This window comes from Deinococcus sp. AJ005, assembly GCF_009017495.1.
GTDB lineage: Bacteria > Deinococcota > Deinococci > Deinococcales > Deinococcaceae > Deinococcus.
The window spans coordinates 790,210-807,830 of sequence record NZ_CP044990.1 but is presented as its reverse complement, the minus strand read 5'-3'; the positions used below and the strand labels follow the sequence as shown (position 1 = coordinate 807,830).

Annotated in this window: 10 protein-coding genes and 2 tRNA genes; 7 read left to right on the top strand and 5 right to left on the bottom strand. The window is 66.4% G+C overall.

Going from position 1 to position 17,621, the window contains the following annotated elements; all coding sequences use genetic code 11:
* Positions 1–245 precede the first annotated feature (245 nt).
* The gene (locus tag DAAJ005_RS05760) at positions 246–536 is read left to right on the top strand and encodes a hypothetical protein (protein WP_151846279.1); all 291 of its coding nucleotides are present in this window, start codon (positions 246–248) and stop codon (positions 534–536) included.
* Positions 537–626: 90 nt separating this feature from the next.
* Positions 627–971: a hypothetical protein gene (locus tag DAAJ005_RS05755; RefSeq protein ID WP_151846278.1), complete on the top strand. Its 345-nt coding sequence runs from the start codon at positions 627–629 to the stop codon at positions 969–971.
* A gap of 56 nt (positions 972–1,027) precedes the next feature.
* Here DAAJ005_RS05755 and DAAJ005_RS05750 read toward each other — a convergent pair whose 3' ends face one another.
* The 3 genes from DAAJ005_RS05750 to DAAJ005_RS05740 all read right to left on the bottom strand — a co-directional run bounded on the left by DAAJ005_RS05750 (position 1,028) and on the right by DAAJ005_RS05740 (position 4,340).
* Positions 1,028–2,527 (bottom strand): YifB family Mg chelatase-like AAA ATPase, encoded by a 1,500-nt coding sequence (locus tag DAAJ005_RS05750; protein ID WP_151846277.1) that lies wholly within the window; start codon positions 2,525–2,527, stop codon positions 1,028–1,030.
* A gap of 115 nt (positions 2,528–2,642) precedes the next feature.
* Positions 2,643–3,017 (bottom strand): twin-arginine translocase TatA/TatE family subunit, encoded by a 375-nt coding sequence (locus DAAJ005_RS19275; protein ID WP_151846276.1) that lies wholly within the window; start codon positions 3,015–3,017, stop codon positions 2,643–2,645.
* Positions 3,018–3,134: 117 nt separating this feature from the next.
* Entirely contained in the window at positions 3,135–4,340 is a 1,206-nt protein-coding gene (locus DAAJ005_RS05740; protein WP_151846275.1) for an FAD-dependent oxidoreductase, read from the bottom strand.
* A gap of 643 nt (positions 4,341–4,983) precedes the next feature.
* Here DAAJ005_RS05740 and DAAJ005_RS05735 point away from each other — a divergent pair.
* From DAAJ005_RS05735 to DAAJ005_RS05715, 5 genes are all read left to right on the top strand, one after another.
* A complete protein-coding gene (locus DAAJ005_RS05735; RefSeq protein WP_226342589.1) occupies positions 4,984–6,198 on the top strand; it encodes a SpoIID/LytB domain-containing protein in 1,215 nt (404 codons plus the stop codon).
* Positions 6,195–9,071: a hypothetical protein gene (locus DAAJ005_RS05730; protein ID WP_226342588.1), complete on the top strand. Its 2,877-nt coding sequence runs from the start codon at positions 6,195–6,197 to the stop codon at positions 9,069–9,071. Before DAAJ005_RS05735 ends, DAAJ005_RS05730 begins: the two co-directional genes overlap by 4 nt.
* Positions 9,072–9,190: 119 nt before the next feature.
* The gene (locus DAAJ005_RS05725; RefSeq protein ID WP_151846274.1) at positions 9,191–10,300 is read left to right on the top strand and encodes a hypothetical protein; all 1,110 of its coding nucleotides are present in this window, start codon (positions 9,191–9,193) and stop codon (positions 10,298–10,300) included.
* 356 nt (positions 10,301–10,656) lie between these two features.
* Complete coding sequence (locus DAAJ005_RS05720) at positions 10,657–15,492, top strand: glutamate synthase-related protein (RefSeq protein ID WP_151846273.1); 4,836 nt, start codon at positions 10,657–10,659, stop codon at positions 15,490–15,492.
* A 128-nt stretch (positions 15,493–15,620) separates the two neighbouring features.
* Positions 15,621–17,087 carry a glutamate synthase subunit beta gene (locus DAAJ005_RS05715; RefSeq protein ID WP_151846272.1) on the top strand — a complete coding sequence of 489 codons (1,467 nt, stop codon included), beginning with the start codon at positions 15,621–15,623 and terminating at the stop codon, positions 17,085–17,087.
* A 163-nt stretch (positions 17,088–17,250) separates the two neighbouring features.
* Here DAAJ005_RS05715 and DAAJ005_RS05710 read toward each other — a convergent pair.
* Together DAAJ005_RS05710 and DAAJ005_RS05705 are read right to left on the bottom strand one after the other, a co-directional pair.
* Positions 17,251–17,327 (bottom strand) — tRNA-Ile (locus DAAJ005_RS05710).
* A gap of 145 nt (positions 17,328–17,472) precedes the next feature.
* A tRNA-Glu gene (locus DAAJ005_RS05705) sits at positions 17,473–17,547 on the bottom strand.
* Positions 17,548–17,621 lie beyond the last annotated feature (74 nt).

The following is a 17,621-nucleotide window of genomic DNA, read 5'->3' as shown; positions in this document are numbered from 1 at the left end:
TCTCTCCTCGGGGGTGGGGCGGTGGGTCCGGGCTGAACCGCCCTGTCTTGCAGGTTCTCGGCTATGTACTTGGCGCTCAGCATACCGACTTGGCGTGCCTGCCGTGGGTCGTGCGCTCTCGACACCCCAGCCAGCAGGGGGCAGGGCATCTGCGAAATCAGAGGCGTCTGCGGAAGCGGAGCAGATGAAGAACAGGTCACCTCCCACCTCACCCGCTGCGCTGGTCCGGCCCACAGACTGGCCGCATGACCGATTCCCCGGACCGCTACGGCAGCAAACCCCTGGGCAAAAGCGTGGAGGACATCGAGAGCGGGGAGAGCAACCACGTCAATTCCCCGGTGCCGGGCGAGCAGGTCCGCCATGAAGAGGAAACGGTGGCCGTGATTCCCGCCGTCTCTAAAAGCAATACCAGCACCAATCCCGGTGTGGTCAGCCCGGACACCCTGCTGACCGACAGCGTGATGGCGCAGGAACGCCGGGACCGCGCGCAGGCTGGCCCCGATGCCGGGCAAAGCAGCGAAAACAGCGAGAGCTGAGCAGGAGCGCCGGGCGTCAGGAAAACCAACATAAGGAAAGGTGCAGGCCCGCTTCACCCGGATGTTCCTGCACTCACCCAGACTGCGGGCATGACGGATAACCGATACGGCGACAAACCGCTGGGCAAGAGCGTCGAGGAAGTCGAGAGTGAGGAAGGTAACCGTGTCAACTCCCCGGTGCCGGGCGAGGCCAGACGTGATCTGGCAGACGAGGCTGACTTTATTCCTGTCGTCGTGAGCGGCGGAACAGGCGGCTCGGCTGGCTTTCCCGCCGTGATCAATCCCGAGGCTCTGATTGAGGAGGGCAGCGGTCCGGTGGACCCCACCGACGAGACCCGCGCGGGCGACGCTGGGCGCGGCGGCTTCGGACTGGCCGACGAGGATGACGTGAACACGCCCATGCCGGACCGGGACCGGGGCACCAGCGAGAGCTGAGCGCCTTGGATTCAAGCGCTCTGTGCCGAAACGCTCCGGGTTGAGCTGGAGGCCCATCAGGTCAGCTCGCGTGGCCTGTAGGTGACGGCCTCGGCCAGATGGGTCTCGCGCACGTCCGCCTCGCCGCCCAGGTCCGCCACCGTGCGGGCCACGCGCAGCACGCGGTCAAAGCCGCGCCCGGTCAGGCCCAGTTGCCGCGCCGCCGCACGGATGAAGTTTTCCGGGCCGGGGGCCAGCCGGGCAAATTTTCGCAGCGCCTGTCCGGCTAGATCGGCGTTGCGGCTTCCCTGGCGTTCCATCATCCTCCTGCGCGCCGCCATGATTCGTGCCCGAACTGGGGCCGATGCTTCTGGCTCCGGCGCACGCGTCAGTTCATCTACCGTCAAGCGAGGGACGCGGCAGACGATATCTAGGCGGTCCAGCAGCGGCCCGCTGATTCTGGCGGCGTAGCGCGTTCGCTCGGAGGCCGTGCAGGTGCAGCCTTTCTCTGGATCGCCAAGATGTCCACAAGGGCATGGATTCATGGCCGCGATCAGTTGAAAGCGCGCCGGATACTCCACCGTGGCCCGCGCCCGGCTGATCGTGACCGTGCCGTCTTCCAGCGGCTGGCGCAGGGTTTCCAGGGCCTTGCGGCTAAATTCGGGGAACTCGTCGAGAAATAAAATTCCCCTGTGGGCCAGACTGACCTCGCCGGGCCGGGGAATGCTGCCGCCGCCGATCAATCCCGCATCCGAAACGGTGTGGTGAGGCGCGCGGTACGGCGCACCCAGGCTCAGGCCACCGCGCAGGTTCAGGACGCCCGCCGCGGAATGGATGCGCGTGACCTCCAGCGCCTCGGCACGGGTCAGCGGGGGCAGCAGCCCCGGCGCGCGGCGGGCCAGCATGGTCTTGCCACTGCCCGGAGAGCCGACGAGCAGCAGGTTATGGCCGCCAGCCAGCGACACTTCCAGCGCCCGCCGCGCCGCCGCCTGCCCCTTCAGGTCCGCCAGATCGAGGTGCAGGCCGGAGTCGTCTTCCGCCTCCGGGGCAGACGTGACCGGGAGTTTGGCGCGTCCGCTCAGGTGGGCCACCGCCTCCAGCAGGGTCCGCGCGCCGTAGACGGTCAGGCCGTCAATGAGCGCCGCCTCGCGCGCGTTGCCTTCTGGCAGCAGGGCGGGCAGCTTCAGCGATGAGGCCAGCAGCGCCAGATTGACTGCCCCGGCGATGGGCCGCAGGCTGCCGTCCAGCGCCAGTTCTCCCGCACAGAGCAGGCCGTCCAGCGCCCGCGCGGGCAACAGGTCCTGGGCCGCCAGCACGCCCAGCGCAATGGGCAGGTCATACAGCGGTCCCTCTTTTCGCAGGTCCGCCGGGGCCAGATTGACTGTGATTCGGGCTGCTGGGAAAGGCAGTCCCGCGTTGCGAATCGCCGCCCGCACCCGCTCACGCGCCTCACTGACCGCCTGATCGGGCAGCCCCACCACCGTGAATGCGGGCAGACCCGGCGAGACATCCACCTCGACTTCCACGGCAACGGCGTCCACACCGATCAGGGCCACGCTGCGGGCGCGGGCCAGCATCAGGGCTGACCGATGAGAAACAGGGGAAATAGCACGGCGGTCAGCGTAGCAGAAATGACCGGAGGCCCAGCAAAAAAAGCCGCCCCTGAGGACGGCGAATTCTGGCGAAGGCAGTTCAGCCCTGCACAACTTCCTTCTCTTTGTCCAGATTGACCGCTGCCGTCACAGGTGCAGCGGTCACGGGTTCGGCCATGACCTCGGCGGCGGGCGCGGCAGCCTGGGCCTGCGGCGTCACGGCGGCGGCACTGACTGGGGCGGCGCTCACAGACTGGGCCGGAACCGAGGCGTGAATGGTCTGAATCGGGGCCGCCTGCGCGCCCTTGTCGTTCAGGCCGACATCCAGCTCGTCCTTGAGGCTCTGGGTACTCTTGCGGAACTCGCGCAGGCCCGCGCCCAGGCTCTTGCCCAGTTCAGGGAGTTTGCGGGGGCCAAAGACCACCAGGGCAACCAGTAAAATCACGATCAGTTCTGCGGGGCCGATGTTGGGCATGGAAAGTCTCCTTGTGGGGCGCGTGGGTGCGGAGCGGCGTCTTAGCACGTAGTCTAGCCCCGTATGTTAACGGGGAGTTAGACCCACAGGCACAGTCTGGCCAGGATGAAGGGCGTGTCAGACCGAGGCGCCATCCTCCCACGGCCTCTCCCCCACCCCAGCCACCGCCGCCGCCAGATCGTGGGCCACCGCCAGACCCAGCGTATCGGCGTGCGGGCCGCCCAGCAGCAGGTGAACGCCGTCCGTCAGCGTCTGGTGCAGGGGCAACCCGTCCGCCCGTCCACCCGGCAACGCCAGCCATGCGCCGGGAATGTCGCTGATGCTGCGGCCCAGGCCCAGCGCCTCCGTCCCCAGGGGTGGCAGGGCGTCCATGAGCGCCACCAGATCCTCCAGCGTTTCGCGGCGCAGGCCCGTGGGCACGCCCGTCAGGTGACCGCCCGTGGGCACGTAGCCGTGCGGATCGCGGTGGTGGACCGCCGGAATCAGGGTAAAGCCGCCATTCTGCGGACGCAGGGTCAGGCCAGCGGCGCGCAGGGTGGGCGTGTCGTCGGTGCTGGGGACATTCAGACGCGGCGTCTGGCGGTAGGCACGGGCGTGGGTGGTGTGGACGCCCAGATCGTGTTCCGCCGCGTGCGGGCCATCCGCACCCAGCGCCAGCACCAGCATTCCAGCGCGCAGGCGGTGGGTTTCGTGAACGACGATCTGGTGGGTGTTGGTCACGCTCAGGCGCTCGATGACAACCTCACCCTCTGAGACGGCGTGGGCGCGGGCATTGAGCATCAGGTCCGCACCCGCTTTCACGGCGGTCTGGGCGGCAGACAGGGCCAGCGCGCCGGGACGGTAGGTGGCGGCGTCCGCGTCCAAACGTGCAAAGGGCAGCGCGGTCACGCCCACCATCGCCAGCGCGTCCGGGTAGGGAGCTAGGGCCTTTGCGACAGGCATCCGCTCTGGCCCATCCTCCGCGAACAGTTCGATCAGCGGGCGGGGCTGAAAACTGATGTCGCCAAACGCCGTTGCCAGTTGCTCGCGGGTCCAGTCGGCCTCGGCTCTGCGGTCCTTCGGCACACCCCGCGCGGTCCACACGCCGGGGGCCAGCAGAGTCGCGCCGTCCTCGTTGGGCAGGCCCCCCTCCTCTAGCAGCAACAGGGAGAGGTGGGGCGCCAGCCCCCGCAGGTAAAAGGCGAAGGCCGATCCCATGCGGCCCGCGCCCAGCACCACCACGTCGTAGGGGCGGGGCGCGAACGGCTGACCGACGTGCGCCCAGACCTGACCCGGCTGATCTGGGGCAGAGGCCGGGACGGAAGAGGGAGAAACAGTGTACATATCCGCCATGATGCCGCGCGCCGCGCGCCCCTGAACTGGAGGCTTCTCACACCGTCCTGGCAGGGACGCACATACAGGGTGTTTATACTCGGCCTCAACGATGTCCAAGTCCTCCCTTCCTGTCCTGACCTCCTGGCTGGCTCAGCGTCAGACGGCCCAGCATGGGCTGCGGCCCGTGCTGCTGGGCGTGGGCGCGGCGCTGTCCCTTGGCGTCCTGAACTCCTGCGCCCCGGTTTACCGCGCTGCACCTACAGCGGCTGCGCCTGTACCTGCGCCTAGAGTTACTGCGCCTGCGGTTCCCCCTGTGCCTGTGCCAATGCCGATCACTCCAGCGCCAATCACCCCAGCACCTGTTGCTCCAGCGCCCGCCATCCCCGCACCCATTATGACGGCGCCCCACACTCCCGCACCCCCTCTTCCTGCGCCTGCTCCCGCTGCACCTATCGCAGTTGCACCCCGTGCGCCTGCACCTGTCAAACCTCCCACTCCCAGGGTCCCTGTGCCCTCTGCCCCTGCGCCCACGGTCCCTGCGCCTCCTCTCACTGCCCCCACCCCCGCTCCCGCGGTCCCTGCGCCCACCCCAGCCGCTGCCACCACCGTCGCTCCGGTTGTCCCTGTTTTCACGGCTCCTGCTCCCCTCACCTTGGCCCCCACTGCCGCTGCCCCAGTCACCGCGCTGAACGTGCGGGTGCTGGTGGCCGCCGCCCCGCAGTTGACGGTGCGCGTGACCCAGGCGGGGACCGGGCCGGACACTGGCACACCGCTGGGGCGTCCGGCACCTCTGTCACCAGTGGCGCCGTCGCCGGTCACCACCTGGACGGTGGGGGTGTCCGGCGGGCAGCTCACGCTGAACGGGCGGGGGGCGGGCAACCCAGTGCTGTATCTGCCGCCCAGCCCCGGCAGCGTGGTGGAGATTGCGGGCAAGCCCTACCGGGGCGGCGTGCTGCTGCGCGTACAGGACGGCGGCGTGCAGGGGGTGAATGTGGTGGGCATCGAGGATTACCTGCGCGCGGTGGTGCCTGCCGAGATGCCTGCCTCGTGGCCCGCCGCCGCGCTGGCCGCCCAGGCGGTCATTGCGCGGACCTATGTGGCCGCCCGCATCAACCCGGCGGCCCCCTACGACACCTGCGCCACCGAGAGCTGTCAGGTCTACCCCGGACTCAAAGCCGAGAAGGCCGCGACGGACACGGTCATTGCCATCACCCGCGCCCAGGTGATCGCCTTCTCTGGCAAGCCAGCCAGCACCTACTTCAGCAGCGACTCCGGGGGATTTACCGCCTCCAGCGCGGAGGTCTGGGGCACGGCGCTGCCGTACTTGCAGGCACAGGCTGATCCCTATTCGGCGGGAGGGCCGCGCGGCGGGTGGCGAATCGAGGCCACGGCGGCACAGGTGGGAACTGTTGCCGCCCGCTACGGCGCACGCGTCGGTAGCCTGAAAGCCGTGACCATCACCCGCCTGAGCAAGTCGGGCAGGCCGGAGGAAGTTACCGTCAGCGGGGATGGCGGCACAGCCCGCATCACGGGAGCCAACGCGGGCGGCTTCGTGCGCTCACTGGGCGCGCCGGGCACGCGGGTCAAACTGAGCGGCCTCAGCGGTGGACAGGGGCCACTGGTCCTGACAGGCAGCGGCGCGGGGCATGGCGTGGGCCTGTCGCAGTACGGCGCGCTGGGGCTGGCGCGGGCCGGGCAGAACCACCTGCATATCCTGGGCTTCTATTACCCCGGCACCAGCCTGAGCATCCTGGCCGACAAGCCGGGAACGGGAGGGTCAGTGCTGGCAAGCAGCTTCCGCCTGCCCTCGGCAGCACCCCTGGTGGCACAGACCCTGGCCCCTCAAGCCAGTGGGGCCGCCCAGTGAGCTTCGGGAGCCGGAAGGGACCAGAAAGGCCACGCCAGATTCCTAAAAACCAGACTCCCAGGAAGAAGAGCAGCCTTCACAAGCTGGCCCGCAACGCCGTCCTCACCCTGGGTCTCCTGGGAACCGCCGTGCTGGGCGGTGCAGAGGCCCGCACGGTCAAGATCATCTCGGCGGACACGCTGGAACTGCGGCAGGTGGATGGACAGGAACTGGTGGTCATCAGCGGCGCAAATGTGGAGCTGCGTGTGGACGACGACGTGGTGAAGGCCAAACGGGTGGAATACAACCGCACCCGCCGCACGCTGACCCTGGTGGGCGCGGCCAGTTACCAGAGCGCCAAGGACGGCCAGGACCTCAGCGGCGAGAATCTGGTGGTGGAACTGGGCGACGAGCAGGTGACCGGGCAGGACGTGCTGATCAGCGACGCCGATCTGGAAATCCGGGGGCAGGAAGTCGAGCGTATTCCGGGCCAACTGCGCGCCACCGGGGGCTATTTCACCACCTGCGCCAAGTGCGGGCGCACGCCCAACGATTACGCCTTCCGCGCCGAACGATTGATCGTGTATCCCGGTGACCGGCTGGTGGCCTACCGCGCACAACTGTTGCTGGCCGACGTGCCGGTGCTGTTCCTGCCCGTGATCGTGATCCCGCTGAACGATCCCGAACGCCAGCCCCGCCTGCTGATCGGGCAGGATTCGGTGGACGGCTACACGGTGGAGGCCGATCTGCCGTTCTCGATTGGCGGCAGCACGCTGGGCACCACTCTGCTGCGCTACTACCAGAACCGCAGCCCCAGCGTGGGCGCGGGCGTGGCCCTGCGTTCGTACGCGCCGCTGCCCTTTGTGGACCGGATCAACCTGTACACGCTGGCGGACCCCAAACCCCTGAACGCGGACGGCACCCCCAACTCCGGCTACGACATCGACATCAACTTTGGCGTGACGGGCCGGGTGCCGCTGTCGCTAGCCGTGCGCGATCTGGACTACCGCCTGAACGTGACCCGCCAGGACATCGGCCTGAGCGAGACGGCGGCTGAACGTGGCGTGACACGGGTGGATTTTGGGGCGAAGGTGGAATATCCGCTGTTCTCGGCGGAATTCTCTTACCTGAACCGCTTCGGGCCGGAGCCGACGGACGGCATCTATTCGCCGTACCGCAAGGCCGAGGTGGTGCTGGACCCCAAGCCCTACACCAACGGAACGTTCAGCGCCGACACGCGCCTGACGGCAGGCAGCTACAGCGCCCAGAGCAACCCGCTGTCGCCCAGCGCCACTGCACAGGGCAAGAACATCGCCACCACCCGGCTGGAGGAACAGCACGCCCTGGCCTACACCGCCCAGCCGTGGACGAATGCCGATCTGGCACTGGGCAACACCTTTACCGGGCGTTACTACGGCACCGGGGCCAGGACCGTGGACCTGAACCTGAACGCCCAGCTCACCCAGCGCTTCAACACCACCAACACTGTGACCTTCGGCGTGGGCTACCTGCGGCGCGAGGGCACCAGCCCCTTTTCCTTCGACGCCGTGAACGGACGCCTGCTGAGCGCCCCGCTGACCCTGAACCTGAGTACCGTGCCGGTCAAGGACGTGAGTTTCGGCGTGCTGCTCCAGCGCGACCTGTTCCTGGCCCCCGACTTGCAGGCCCCCGCCCTCTTTAGCGTCAACGTGAACCGCCTGCCGCTGAGCCTGAGCGCGCAACTGGGCTATCAGCCCTTTACCAAGGAGCTGGAAACCTTCTCGTACAACGCGACGGTGGGCGATTCGGGTTCCGGCACGCTGACCCCGGTGGATGCCCAGCCCGCCCGCGAGGCCACCGAGTACAGTCCCGCCGTCCCCGCCCGGCCCGCTTATCTGCGGCGCAGCAGCGCGTGGCCTGCGCCGGACCTGACCCTGACTGCCTCGGGCAGCTACTCGCGCATCAATGGGTACTCGCCCTTTACGCTGCGGGCCACCGTGACCGGGGCCACCCGCGCGGACTCGATCAGCGCTTACGCTACCCACGACATTCAGTTGCCCCAGATCGACGAGGTGGGGGCCACCATCAACGCCTCGGTGGGGCGTGACGCGGTTCTTAATCCCATCACTTTCTCGGCCAGCGAGACGCTGTACCCACCCACCGGGCGCGTCGTGGGCAACGCCAGCCTGACGTGGCGGGCGCGTTACAGGCTGTCTACCGCACATGACCTGCTCCTGAACCGCCCGGTGGACCCCAACCCGGTCCCCGGCAGCTCGCCGAACAGCGGCAACGTGAGTTTCAGCGTCGGCACGGTAAACGGCAGCGCCAACGACTGGCAATTGACCTACGGCGGCCCCTACGATCTGGTGCGCGGCGGCTTTACCCGGCCCGCCGCCACGGGCAGCCTGAGCGTGACCCGGCCCGGACAGCGGCTGGCGCTGTCGGCCACCGTCAACACCCCCGGCCTGGACCAGTTCCGCACCGAGCTGGCCCAGGCGCAACTGGACGCCAACATCCAGTTCGGCAGCCGCGCGGCGCTGTCGGGCAACGTGCAGTACTACCGCAACCGCAGCGGCCTTTATCCCGATGACATCGCCACCGATTACCTGAGCCTCAGTCCCCTGCGGGTCAGCCTGGGCATTGGCCGCAAGGGCGAAGCGCCCGGCGCATATGTCACCGCCAGCCTGCGGCAGACTTTTATCTGGCTCGATGGCGTGCCCCAGAATCCCACGCCGCTGTCTCCGGTGATCGGGCTGACCATCGACCGCTGCTGCTGGGCGATCCAGGCCGAGGCCGATCTGGGCCTGCGGCGTTACCGCCTGTCGGTGGGCCTGCCCGGTCAGACGCAGTACCCCCTGTTTGATCTGACGCCGGACGGGGCCAAAGTGCCGCTGCTGAACCCCAGCACGCCGTAGTCTGCTCAGTCTGGGAGGCAAGGAAAAGAAGAACCGCCTGCACCAGTTTTTCTGAGCCAGCGTCTTCCTCTTCACTTCACATGTCAGCGCGGCACTCCTGCAAACCAGAGGACAAATCCATGAAATCCCCGACTAAATTCCCCACTAGATCACTGGTCCGCCTGACCGCTCTGTGCCTGACCCCCGCCCTGCTGGTGGCCTGTACCGGCACCGAGGAACCGCAGGTGGCCCTGCGCGTGGCCCTGCTCACCGACGGCGGCGCGACGTTGCGGACCGTGACCCCCAACGCCGACAGCAGCTCCGCACCCGTCAACGCTGATAAAACCGTCCCGGTGATCGGCGGCGTGACTCTCAACTCGCTGCCCAGCGGTCAACGGCTGGCCCTGACGCTAAAAACCGGGATAGAGAGCCGCAGCAGCGATCTGGCTGATCCCCAGCCCTTCGTCACACCACCATTCACACCTGTCTGCCTGATCCAGACGGCCAGTAGCGCCGCGCGGGACCGCCTGCTGACCCTGAGCCAGTGCGATAACGGCCCGCAGCAACTGGCGCTGTACAGCGCGGGCGGCACCCTGATCTGGACCGCCCCGCTGCCCACCTTTCTGCCGCCCGCACCAGGGACCGATGTTCCACCCGTGCGGCTGGCCGTGAGCGGGGACGTGGGCGTGGTGGCCCGCCCGCGCCTGGGCGGCGGCAGCGAGGTTCTGCGCGCCGCGCTTCAGAACGTGGGCGACACGGTGGCCGTGGTCAGCGATCCCCTGCCCACGCCCGCCATCCGTGATCTGGTGGCCTACAACGCGGGTCTGCTGGCCGCCACGGATACCGGGGTGCAGAAGCTGTCGGCCACGGGTCTTCCAGACGGCGCAGCCCTGGCCGCCTTCGGTGCCCGACGCTTTGACCGCCTGTGGAGCGGCACCGCCGGAAGCCAGAATCTGCTGGCCGCGTGGCGCAGTAGCGTCCTGAGCAACCAGAACGCCCAGCCGCTGCTGATCTGGGACGGCAACGCCAGCCGGGCGGCCTCCACCGTGGCGTCCGTGGCCGACCTGCGCGACATTACCCTGGCCCCCGACGGCAACCTGTACACCCTGACCGCCACCAGCCTGACCCGCTACAACACGGCGCTGGGTCTGCAATCGGGCAACTTCACCCCCCGCGTGCTGCTAACGGGTCTGAACGACGCCCGCGCCGTGATCTGGCTGGTGCCTGCCGCAGTTCCCGCCGCGAACTGATTCTTAAAGGAAAACCGCAGCAAAAGCTCAGCCCAGTCTGGTCTGGTTCCAGGCTCTCCAGCAGCAACACTGGAGAGCCTGCTTCATTTGTCTCCAGACGCGGCCAGGGACCCTCGCCGCTGAGACCCCAGACAGAATTCATTCCCGACTCGGCGTCTTCAGAATCGGGCCAGAATTTCCATTCCTGCCAGACAGAATGCCAGAATTGGCCTCCACCTGACATCCGACAGGCCAAATGTATGCCGGGCGCGTTATAAACAACGTCCTGCATGAAAATGCACCCCACTGTATGGTGATTTCCATGAAGTCTCGCCCACAGCGGGTGGGCTGTCATTCCCAGAAACAGGAGCGTGCCTATGCCGAACAACACCGACCGGAACCTTCCGGGCCAGCCTCAACCTCAAACTTCCCCTCAGGGCGTGCCTCCTTCACGGCCCCCCTCCCGTGAAGAGATCGAGGCGGCGCGGCAGCACGGTCTGTACGCGGGCCGCGAACACGACGCCTGCGGGGTGGGTTTTGTCGCACACATCAAGGGTCTCAAGCACCACTCGATCATCGAGCAGGGTCTCAAGATTCTGGAAAACCTCGATCACCGGGGTGCGGTGGGCGCAGACGCGCTGATGGGCGACGGCGCGGGCCTGCTGATCCAGATTCCCGACGAGTTCTACCGCGCGCAGATGGCCTTGCAGAACGTGACGCTGCCCCCCGCTGGGGATTACGGCGTGGGCATGATCTTTTTGCCCAAGGAAATCGCCTCGCGCCGGGCCTGCGAGCAGGAACTGGAGCGGGCCGTTCTCGCCGAGGGCCAGTTGGTGCTGGGCTGGCGCGACGTGCCGGTGAACCGCGAGATGCCCATGAGTCCCACCGTGCGCGAAAAGGAACCGGTGATCCGCCAGATCTTTATCGGGGCCGGGCCAGACACCCTGGTGCCCGACGCGCTGGAGCGCAAGCTGTACGTGATCCGCCGCCGCGCCAGCAATGCCATCCGCGCGCTGAATTTCACACACGGGGCGGAATATTACGTGCCCAGCATGTCGTGCCGAACGGTGATTTATAAGGGCCTGCTGCTGGCGACGCAGGTGGGCGAGTATTACCTCGACTTGCAGGATCAGTCTGTGATTTCAGCGCTGGCCCTCGTCCACCAGCGGTTTTCTACCAACACCTTTCCCGAGTGGCAACTGGCGCACCCCTACCGCATGGTGGCCCACAACGGCGAGATCAACACCGTCAAGGGCAACTTCAACTGGATGCGCGCGCGTGAGGGCGTGATGTCCTCTCCCGTGCTGGGCGATGACCTCAAGAAGATCTACCCGGTGTCCTTCGAGGGCGAGTCCGACACCGCCACCTTCGACAACGCGCTGGAACTGCTGACGCTGGCGGGCTACCCGATGGCCCACGCCGCCATGATGATGATTCCCGAGGCGTGGGAGGACAACCCCCTGATCGATGACCGCCGCCGCGCCTTTTACGAGTACCACGCGGCTTTAATGGAACCCTGGGATGGCCCCGCCGCGATGGTCTTTACCGACGGGCGGCAGGTGGGCGCGATGCTCGACCGCAACGGCCTGCGCCCCGCGCGTTACATCCAGACCCGCGACGATCTGGTGATCCTGGCCTCCGAGTCCGGGGTGCTGCCGATTCCCGAAAGCCGCATTGTCAAGAAGTGGCGCTTGCAGCCTGGAAAAATGTTCATGGTGGACCTGGAAGCCGGGCGCATCGTCGAGGACGCCGAACTGAAGAACCAGTACGCTTCAGCCAAGCCGTACCGCCAGTGGGTGGACAACACCCGTGTCCCGCTGGCCGACGCCGAGGACACCGGCACCGTGGGTCAGTTCAGCGAGTCGCTGCTGGACCGACAGCAGGCGTTCGGCTACAGCCAGGAAGACCTCAAGTTCCTGATGGGGCCGATGGCGAAATCCGGCGAGGAGGGCCTGGGTTCGATGGGCAACGACTCGCCGCTGGCCGTGCTATCGGCGCGCAGCAAGCCGCTGTACTCGTACTTCCGGCAACTGTTCGCGCAGGTCACCAACCCCCCGATTGACCCGATCCGCGAATCGGTGGTCATGAGCCTGCGGTCCTTCGTCGGGCCGCGCCCCAACCTGCTGGACATCAACGCGGTCAACCCGCAGATGCGCCTGGAAGTCGCGCAGCCCATCCTGGATTTCGACGACATGGCGCGCGTCCGCTCCATCAGCGAACATACGCGCGGCAAGTTCAGCGCCTACGAGCTGGACATCACCTATCCCTCCGACTGGGGCGCACGCGGCATCGAGGCCAAGATCGCCACGATCAACGCGTGGGCGGTGGACGCCATCGAGGGCGGCCACAACATCATCATCATCAGTGACCGCCGGGTAGACAGGGAGCGCGTGGCGATTCCGTCGCTGCTGGCGCTCTCCAGCGTGCATCACCATCTGGTCAAGGCGGGCCTGCGGATGAAAGTCGGGCTGGTGGTGGAAACCGGGGACGCCCGCGAGGTGCATCACTTCGCCGCGCTGGCGGGCTATGGGGCGGAGGCCATCCACCCGTATCTGGCACTGGAAACGCTGATCAACCTGCATACCGAAATTCCCGGAATGCCTAACCTGAGCGACATTTCCCCGGCCAAGGCCATGCGGAATTACATCAAGGCCATCGGCAAGGGCCTGAGCAAGATCATGTCCAAGATGGGTGTCAGCACCTATATGTCGTACTGCGGCGCGCAGTTGTTCGAGGCAATGGGCCTGCAAACCGATTTCGTGGAGAAGTATTTCCGGGGCACGGCCACGCAGATCGGCGGCATCGGCATCTTCGAGGTGGCCGAGGAAGCCCTGCGGACCCACGCGGCAGCCTTCGGCGCAGACCCGCTGCTGGCGCGCGGGCTGGACGCGGGCGGCGAGTATGCGTGGCGCGTGCGCGGTGAGGAACACATGTGGACCCCGGACGCCATTGCCAAGCTGCAACACGCCACCCGCAGCGGTTCCGCGTCCACCTACGAGGAATACGCCCGGATTATTAACGATCAGAGCAAGCGCCACATGACCCTGCGCGGCCTGTTCGAATTCAAGACGGCAGAGGCGACGCCAGTGTCGATTGAGGAAGTCGAATCCGCCGCCGAGATCGTCAAACGCTTTGCCACCGGGGCGATGTCGCTGGGTTCCATCTCCACCGAGGCGCACACCACCCTGGCCGTCGCCATGAACCGGATTGGCGGCAAGTCCAACACCGGGGAGGGCGGCGAGGACCCGGCCCGCTACGAGCGCGAGTTGCGCGGCGAGGCGATTGGTGAGGGCGAGACGCTGGCCGGAATCCTGGGAGCCAGCCGCGTGGAGGTGGATTACCCGCTGGAACCCGGCGATTCGCTGCGTTCCAAGATCAAGCAGGTGGCCTCCGGGCGCTTCGGCGTCACCACGGGTTATCTGGGCAGCGCCGATCAAATCCAGATCAAGATGGCGCAGGGCGCGAAACCCGGTGAGGGCGGGCAGCTCCCCGGCGGCAAGGTCAGCGAGTACATCGGCTACCTGCGCCACAGCGTGCCCGGCGTGGGTCTGATCAGCCCGCCGCCGCACCACGACATCTATTCCATCGAGGACCTCAAGCAACTGATCCACGACCTGAAAAACGTCAATCCACGCGCCGACATCTCTGTGAAGCTGGTTTCGGAAGTCGGCGTCGGCACCGTGGCGGCAGGCGTCGCCAAGTGCAAGGCCGATCACATCGTCATCGCCGGGCATGACGGCGGCACGGGCGCATCTCCCTGGAGCAGCATCAAGCACGCTGGGACGCCCTGGGAAATGGGGCTGGCCGAGACGCAGCAGACCCTGGTGCTGAACCGCCTGCGGGACCGCGTGCGCGTGCAGACCGACGGACAGCTCAAGACCGGGCGCGACGTGGTGGTGGCCGCCCTGCTGGGTGCGGACGAGTTCGGCTTCGCCACCGCGCCGCTGGTAGTGCAGGGCTGCATCATGATGCGCAAGTGCCACCTGAACACCTGCCCGGTAGGGGTGGCGACGCAGGACCCGGTGCTGCGCGCCCGCTTCACCGGCAAGCCCGAACACGTCATCAACTACTTCTTCTTCGTGGCCGAGGAAGTGCGCGCCATCATGGCCTCGCTGGGCATCCGCAGCTTTGACGAGCTGATCGGGCGCTCTGACCTGCTGGACACCCGCGCCGGGATCGATCACTGGAAGGCGCAGGGCCTGGATTTCAGCCGCCTGTTCTTCCGCGCCGACTTGCCCGACGTGGGCCGCCGCCACACGGGGACGCAGGATCACGGGCTGGAGGGGGCGCTGGACCGCATCCTGATCGAGAAATGCCGCCCCGCCATCGAGAAGGGCGAGCGGGTGCATTTCCTTCAGGACGTGCGGAACGTCAACCGCTCGGTGGGCGCGATGCTCTCCGGCGAGCTGATCCGCGTGCGCCCGGAAGGACTGCCCGATCAGACGGTGTTCATCCAGATGGAAGGCACCGGTGGCCAGAGCTTCGGCGCGTTCCTGGCCCCTGGTCTCACGCTGTACCTGATCGGCGACGCCAACGACTATGCGGGCAAGGGCCTGAGCGGCGGGCGTGTGGTGGTGCGCCCCAGCATCGAATTCCGGGGCGACGCCCGCCAGAACATCATCACCGGCAACACCGCCCTGTACGGCGCAACCGCAGGCGAGGCGTTCCTGCGCGGCGTGGCTGGAGAGCGTTTCGCCGTGCGCCTCAGCGGGGCAAAAACCGTGGTGGAAGGCACCGGCGATCACGGCTGCGAGTACATGACGGGCGGCACGGTGGTTGTCCTCGGCCAGACCGGGCGCAACTTCGCAGCAGGCATGAGCGGCGGCGTCGCCTACGTCTATGACGAGGATGGCAGCTTCGAGAAGAAGTGCAACCACAGCATGGTCAGCCTGCACAAAGTTCAGCCCGCCGACGAACAGATGCAGAGTGCTGATCTCGCCAGCCTACACAGCGGTGAGGCCGACGAAACCCAGCTCCGCACCCTGATCGAGAGCCACCACCGCTGGACGGGTTCGGTGATCGCCAGCGACATCCTCGACGACTGGGACAACGCCCGCAAACGCTTTGTCAAGGTCTTCCCACTGGAATATCAGCGGGCGCTGAAGGAACGGGCCGCCGCGCAGAAAGAGGCCGGAACCGTTCAGGCCGCCGACACGACCAGCATGCAGGCCGGGCCGAGCCGCAAGGGCGGGCAGGGGACGCTGACGAAGTAGGGCGCGGGTTCGGTACCAAACGGTCCACTCCCCTAATGCTGCGTGACTCCACCTCTCCCACGAGGAAAAAGATCAGACCGTCCTCTTTCCATACGCTCCATAGCCCAGACCCTTTGGAGGGCATCCTAATGAGCAAAATCACCGGCTTTCTCGAACAGCCCCGCGTCAAAGAGAAGTACCAACCCATCGATGCCCGTCTCAAGAATTACGCCGAATTCGTACTGCCGCTGGCGGGCGACTCGGCCCAGAAACAGGCGGTGCGCTGCATGGACTGCGGCATCCCGTTCTGCAACAACGGCTGTCCGGTGGGCAACATCATTCCCGATTTCAACAATCTGGTGTACGAGAACGACTGGCTCTCGGCCATCGAAACGCTGCACAGCACCAATAACTTCCCGGAGTTCACAGGCCGCATCTGCCCCGCACCGTGTGAGGCCGCCTGCACGCTGAACATCAACGACGATCCGGTGGGCATCAAATCCATCGAGCTGGCGATCATCGAGCGCGCGTGGCAGGAAGGGTGGGTCAGGCCGCAGCCGCCGCAGGTCAAGACGGGCAAGACGGTGGCCGTGATCGGCAGCGGCCCGGCGGGACTGGCAGCGGCGCAGCAACTGGCCCGCGCCGGACATACCGTGACCGTCTTTGAGAAAAATGACCGTGTGGGCGGCCTGCTGCGCTACGGCATCCCCGACTTCAAGATGGAAAAGCACCACATTGACCGCCGCGTGGCCCAGATGGAGGCCGAGGGCGTGACCTTCAAAACGGGCGTGCTGGTGGGAGCCTGGGACAAGAAAAGCACCATCACCAACCTTGCCAAGTCCACTGTGACCCCCGACGAGCTGCGCGCCGAATTCGATGCCGTGCTGCTGTCGGGCGGCGCGGAGCAGCCCCGCGACTTGCCCGTGCCAGGGCGCGAGCTGGACGGCGTGCATTTTGCGATGGAATTCCTGCCGGGCCAGAACCGCGTCAATGCGGGCGACAAACTCAAGAAGCAACTGCGTGCAGACGGCAAACACGTCGTGGTGATCGGCGGCGGCGACACGGGCAGCGATTGCGTCGGCACCAGCAACCGCCACGGCGCGGCGGGCGTGACCCAGTTCGAGGTGATGCCCCAACCCCCCGAACACGAGAACAAGCCGCTGGTCTGGCCGTACTGGCCCCTCAAGCTGCGAACCAGCTCCAGCCACGAGGAGGGCGTCACGCGCGAATTTGCGATCGCCACCAAGGAATTTGTGGGCAAGGGCGGCAAGCTCACTGGGGTCAAAACGGTTCGCATCGAACTGGTGGACGGCCACCTCAAGGAAATTGAGGGCAGCGAGGAAATCCACCCGGCAGAGCTGGTGCTGCTGGCGATGGGTTTCATCAGTCCGATGGGCAGCGTAGTCGACGCTTTCGGCATCCACAAGGACACGCGCGGCAACGCGATGGCCGGAACTGAGGAAGAGGGCGGCTACGTCACCAACCTCCCCGGCGTGTTTGCTGCGGGGGACATGCGGCGCGGGCAGAGTCTGGTGGTCTGGGCCATCCGCGAGGGACGGCAGGCGGCGCGGTCTATCGATCAGTATTTGATGGGAACGAGCGTGCTGCCGAGGTAGCAGCAATAGATAGAACCGTGGGGGAGGAGAAGTGAGAGACGGCTTCTCCTCCCCCACCGTGCATATAGCCCTACGCTCCCTGCCAGTATGCAGGCGTCTCCAGTGTCCGGGCTGGATTTCCAAAAACGAAAAAACCCCGTACTGGACGGGGTTCTCTCTTCGCTGGTGCGGATGCCCAGACTTGAACTGGGGACCTCACGCTTATCAGGCGTGCGCTCTAACCAACTGAGCTACACCCGCACACCATTCATTTCCGCGCGTCCGTAACCGAACAGGCGGCAGTTAATCTAGCAAGGGCGCGGCGGGGTGTCAACGTGCGCCCGCAAAACCGCGATAGACAGCGTACATGCAAAGCAAAAACCCCCGCCGAGGCGGAGGCTCAAGTTGGTGACCCCAACGGGATTCGAACCCGTATCGCTACCTTGAAAGGGTAGTGTCCTAACCGTTAGACGATGGGGCCACACCTTCAGCATTCACTTTTTTCTAGTGTGTCCGCCGCCCTTTCAAGGGGTGCTTTTCAGCACGGCGAGAATC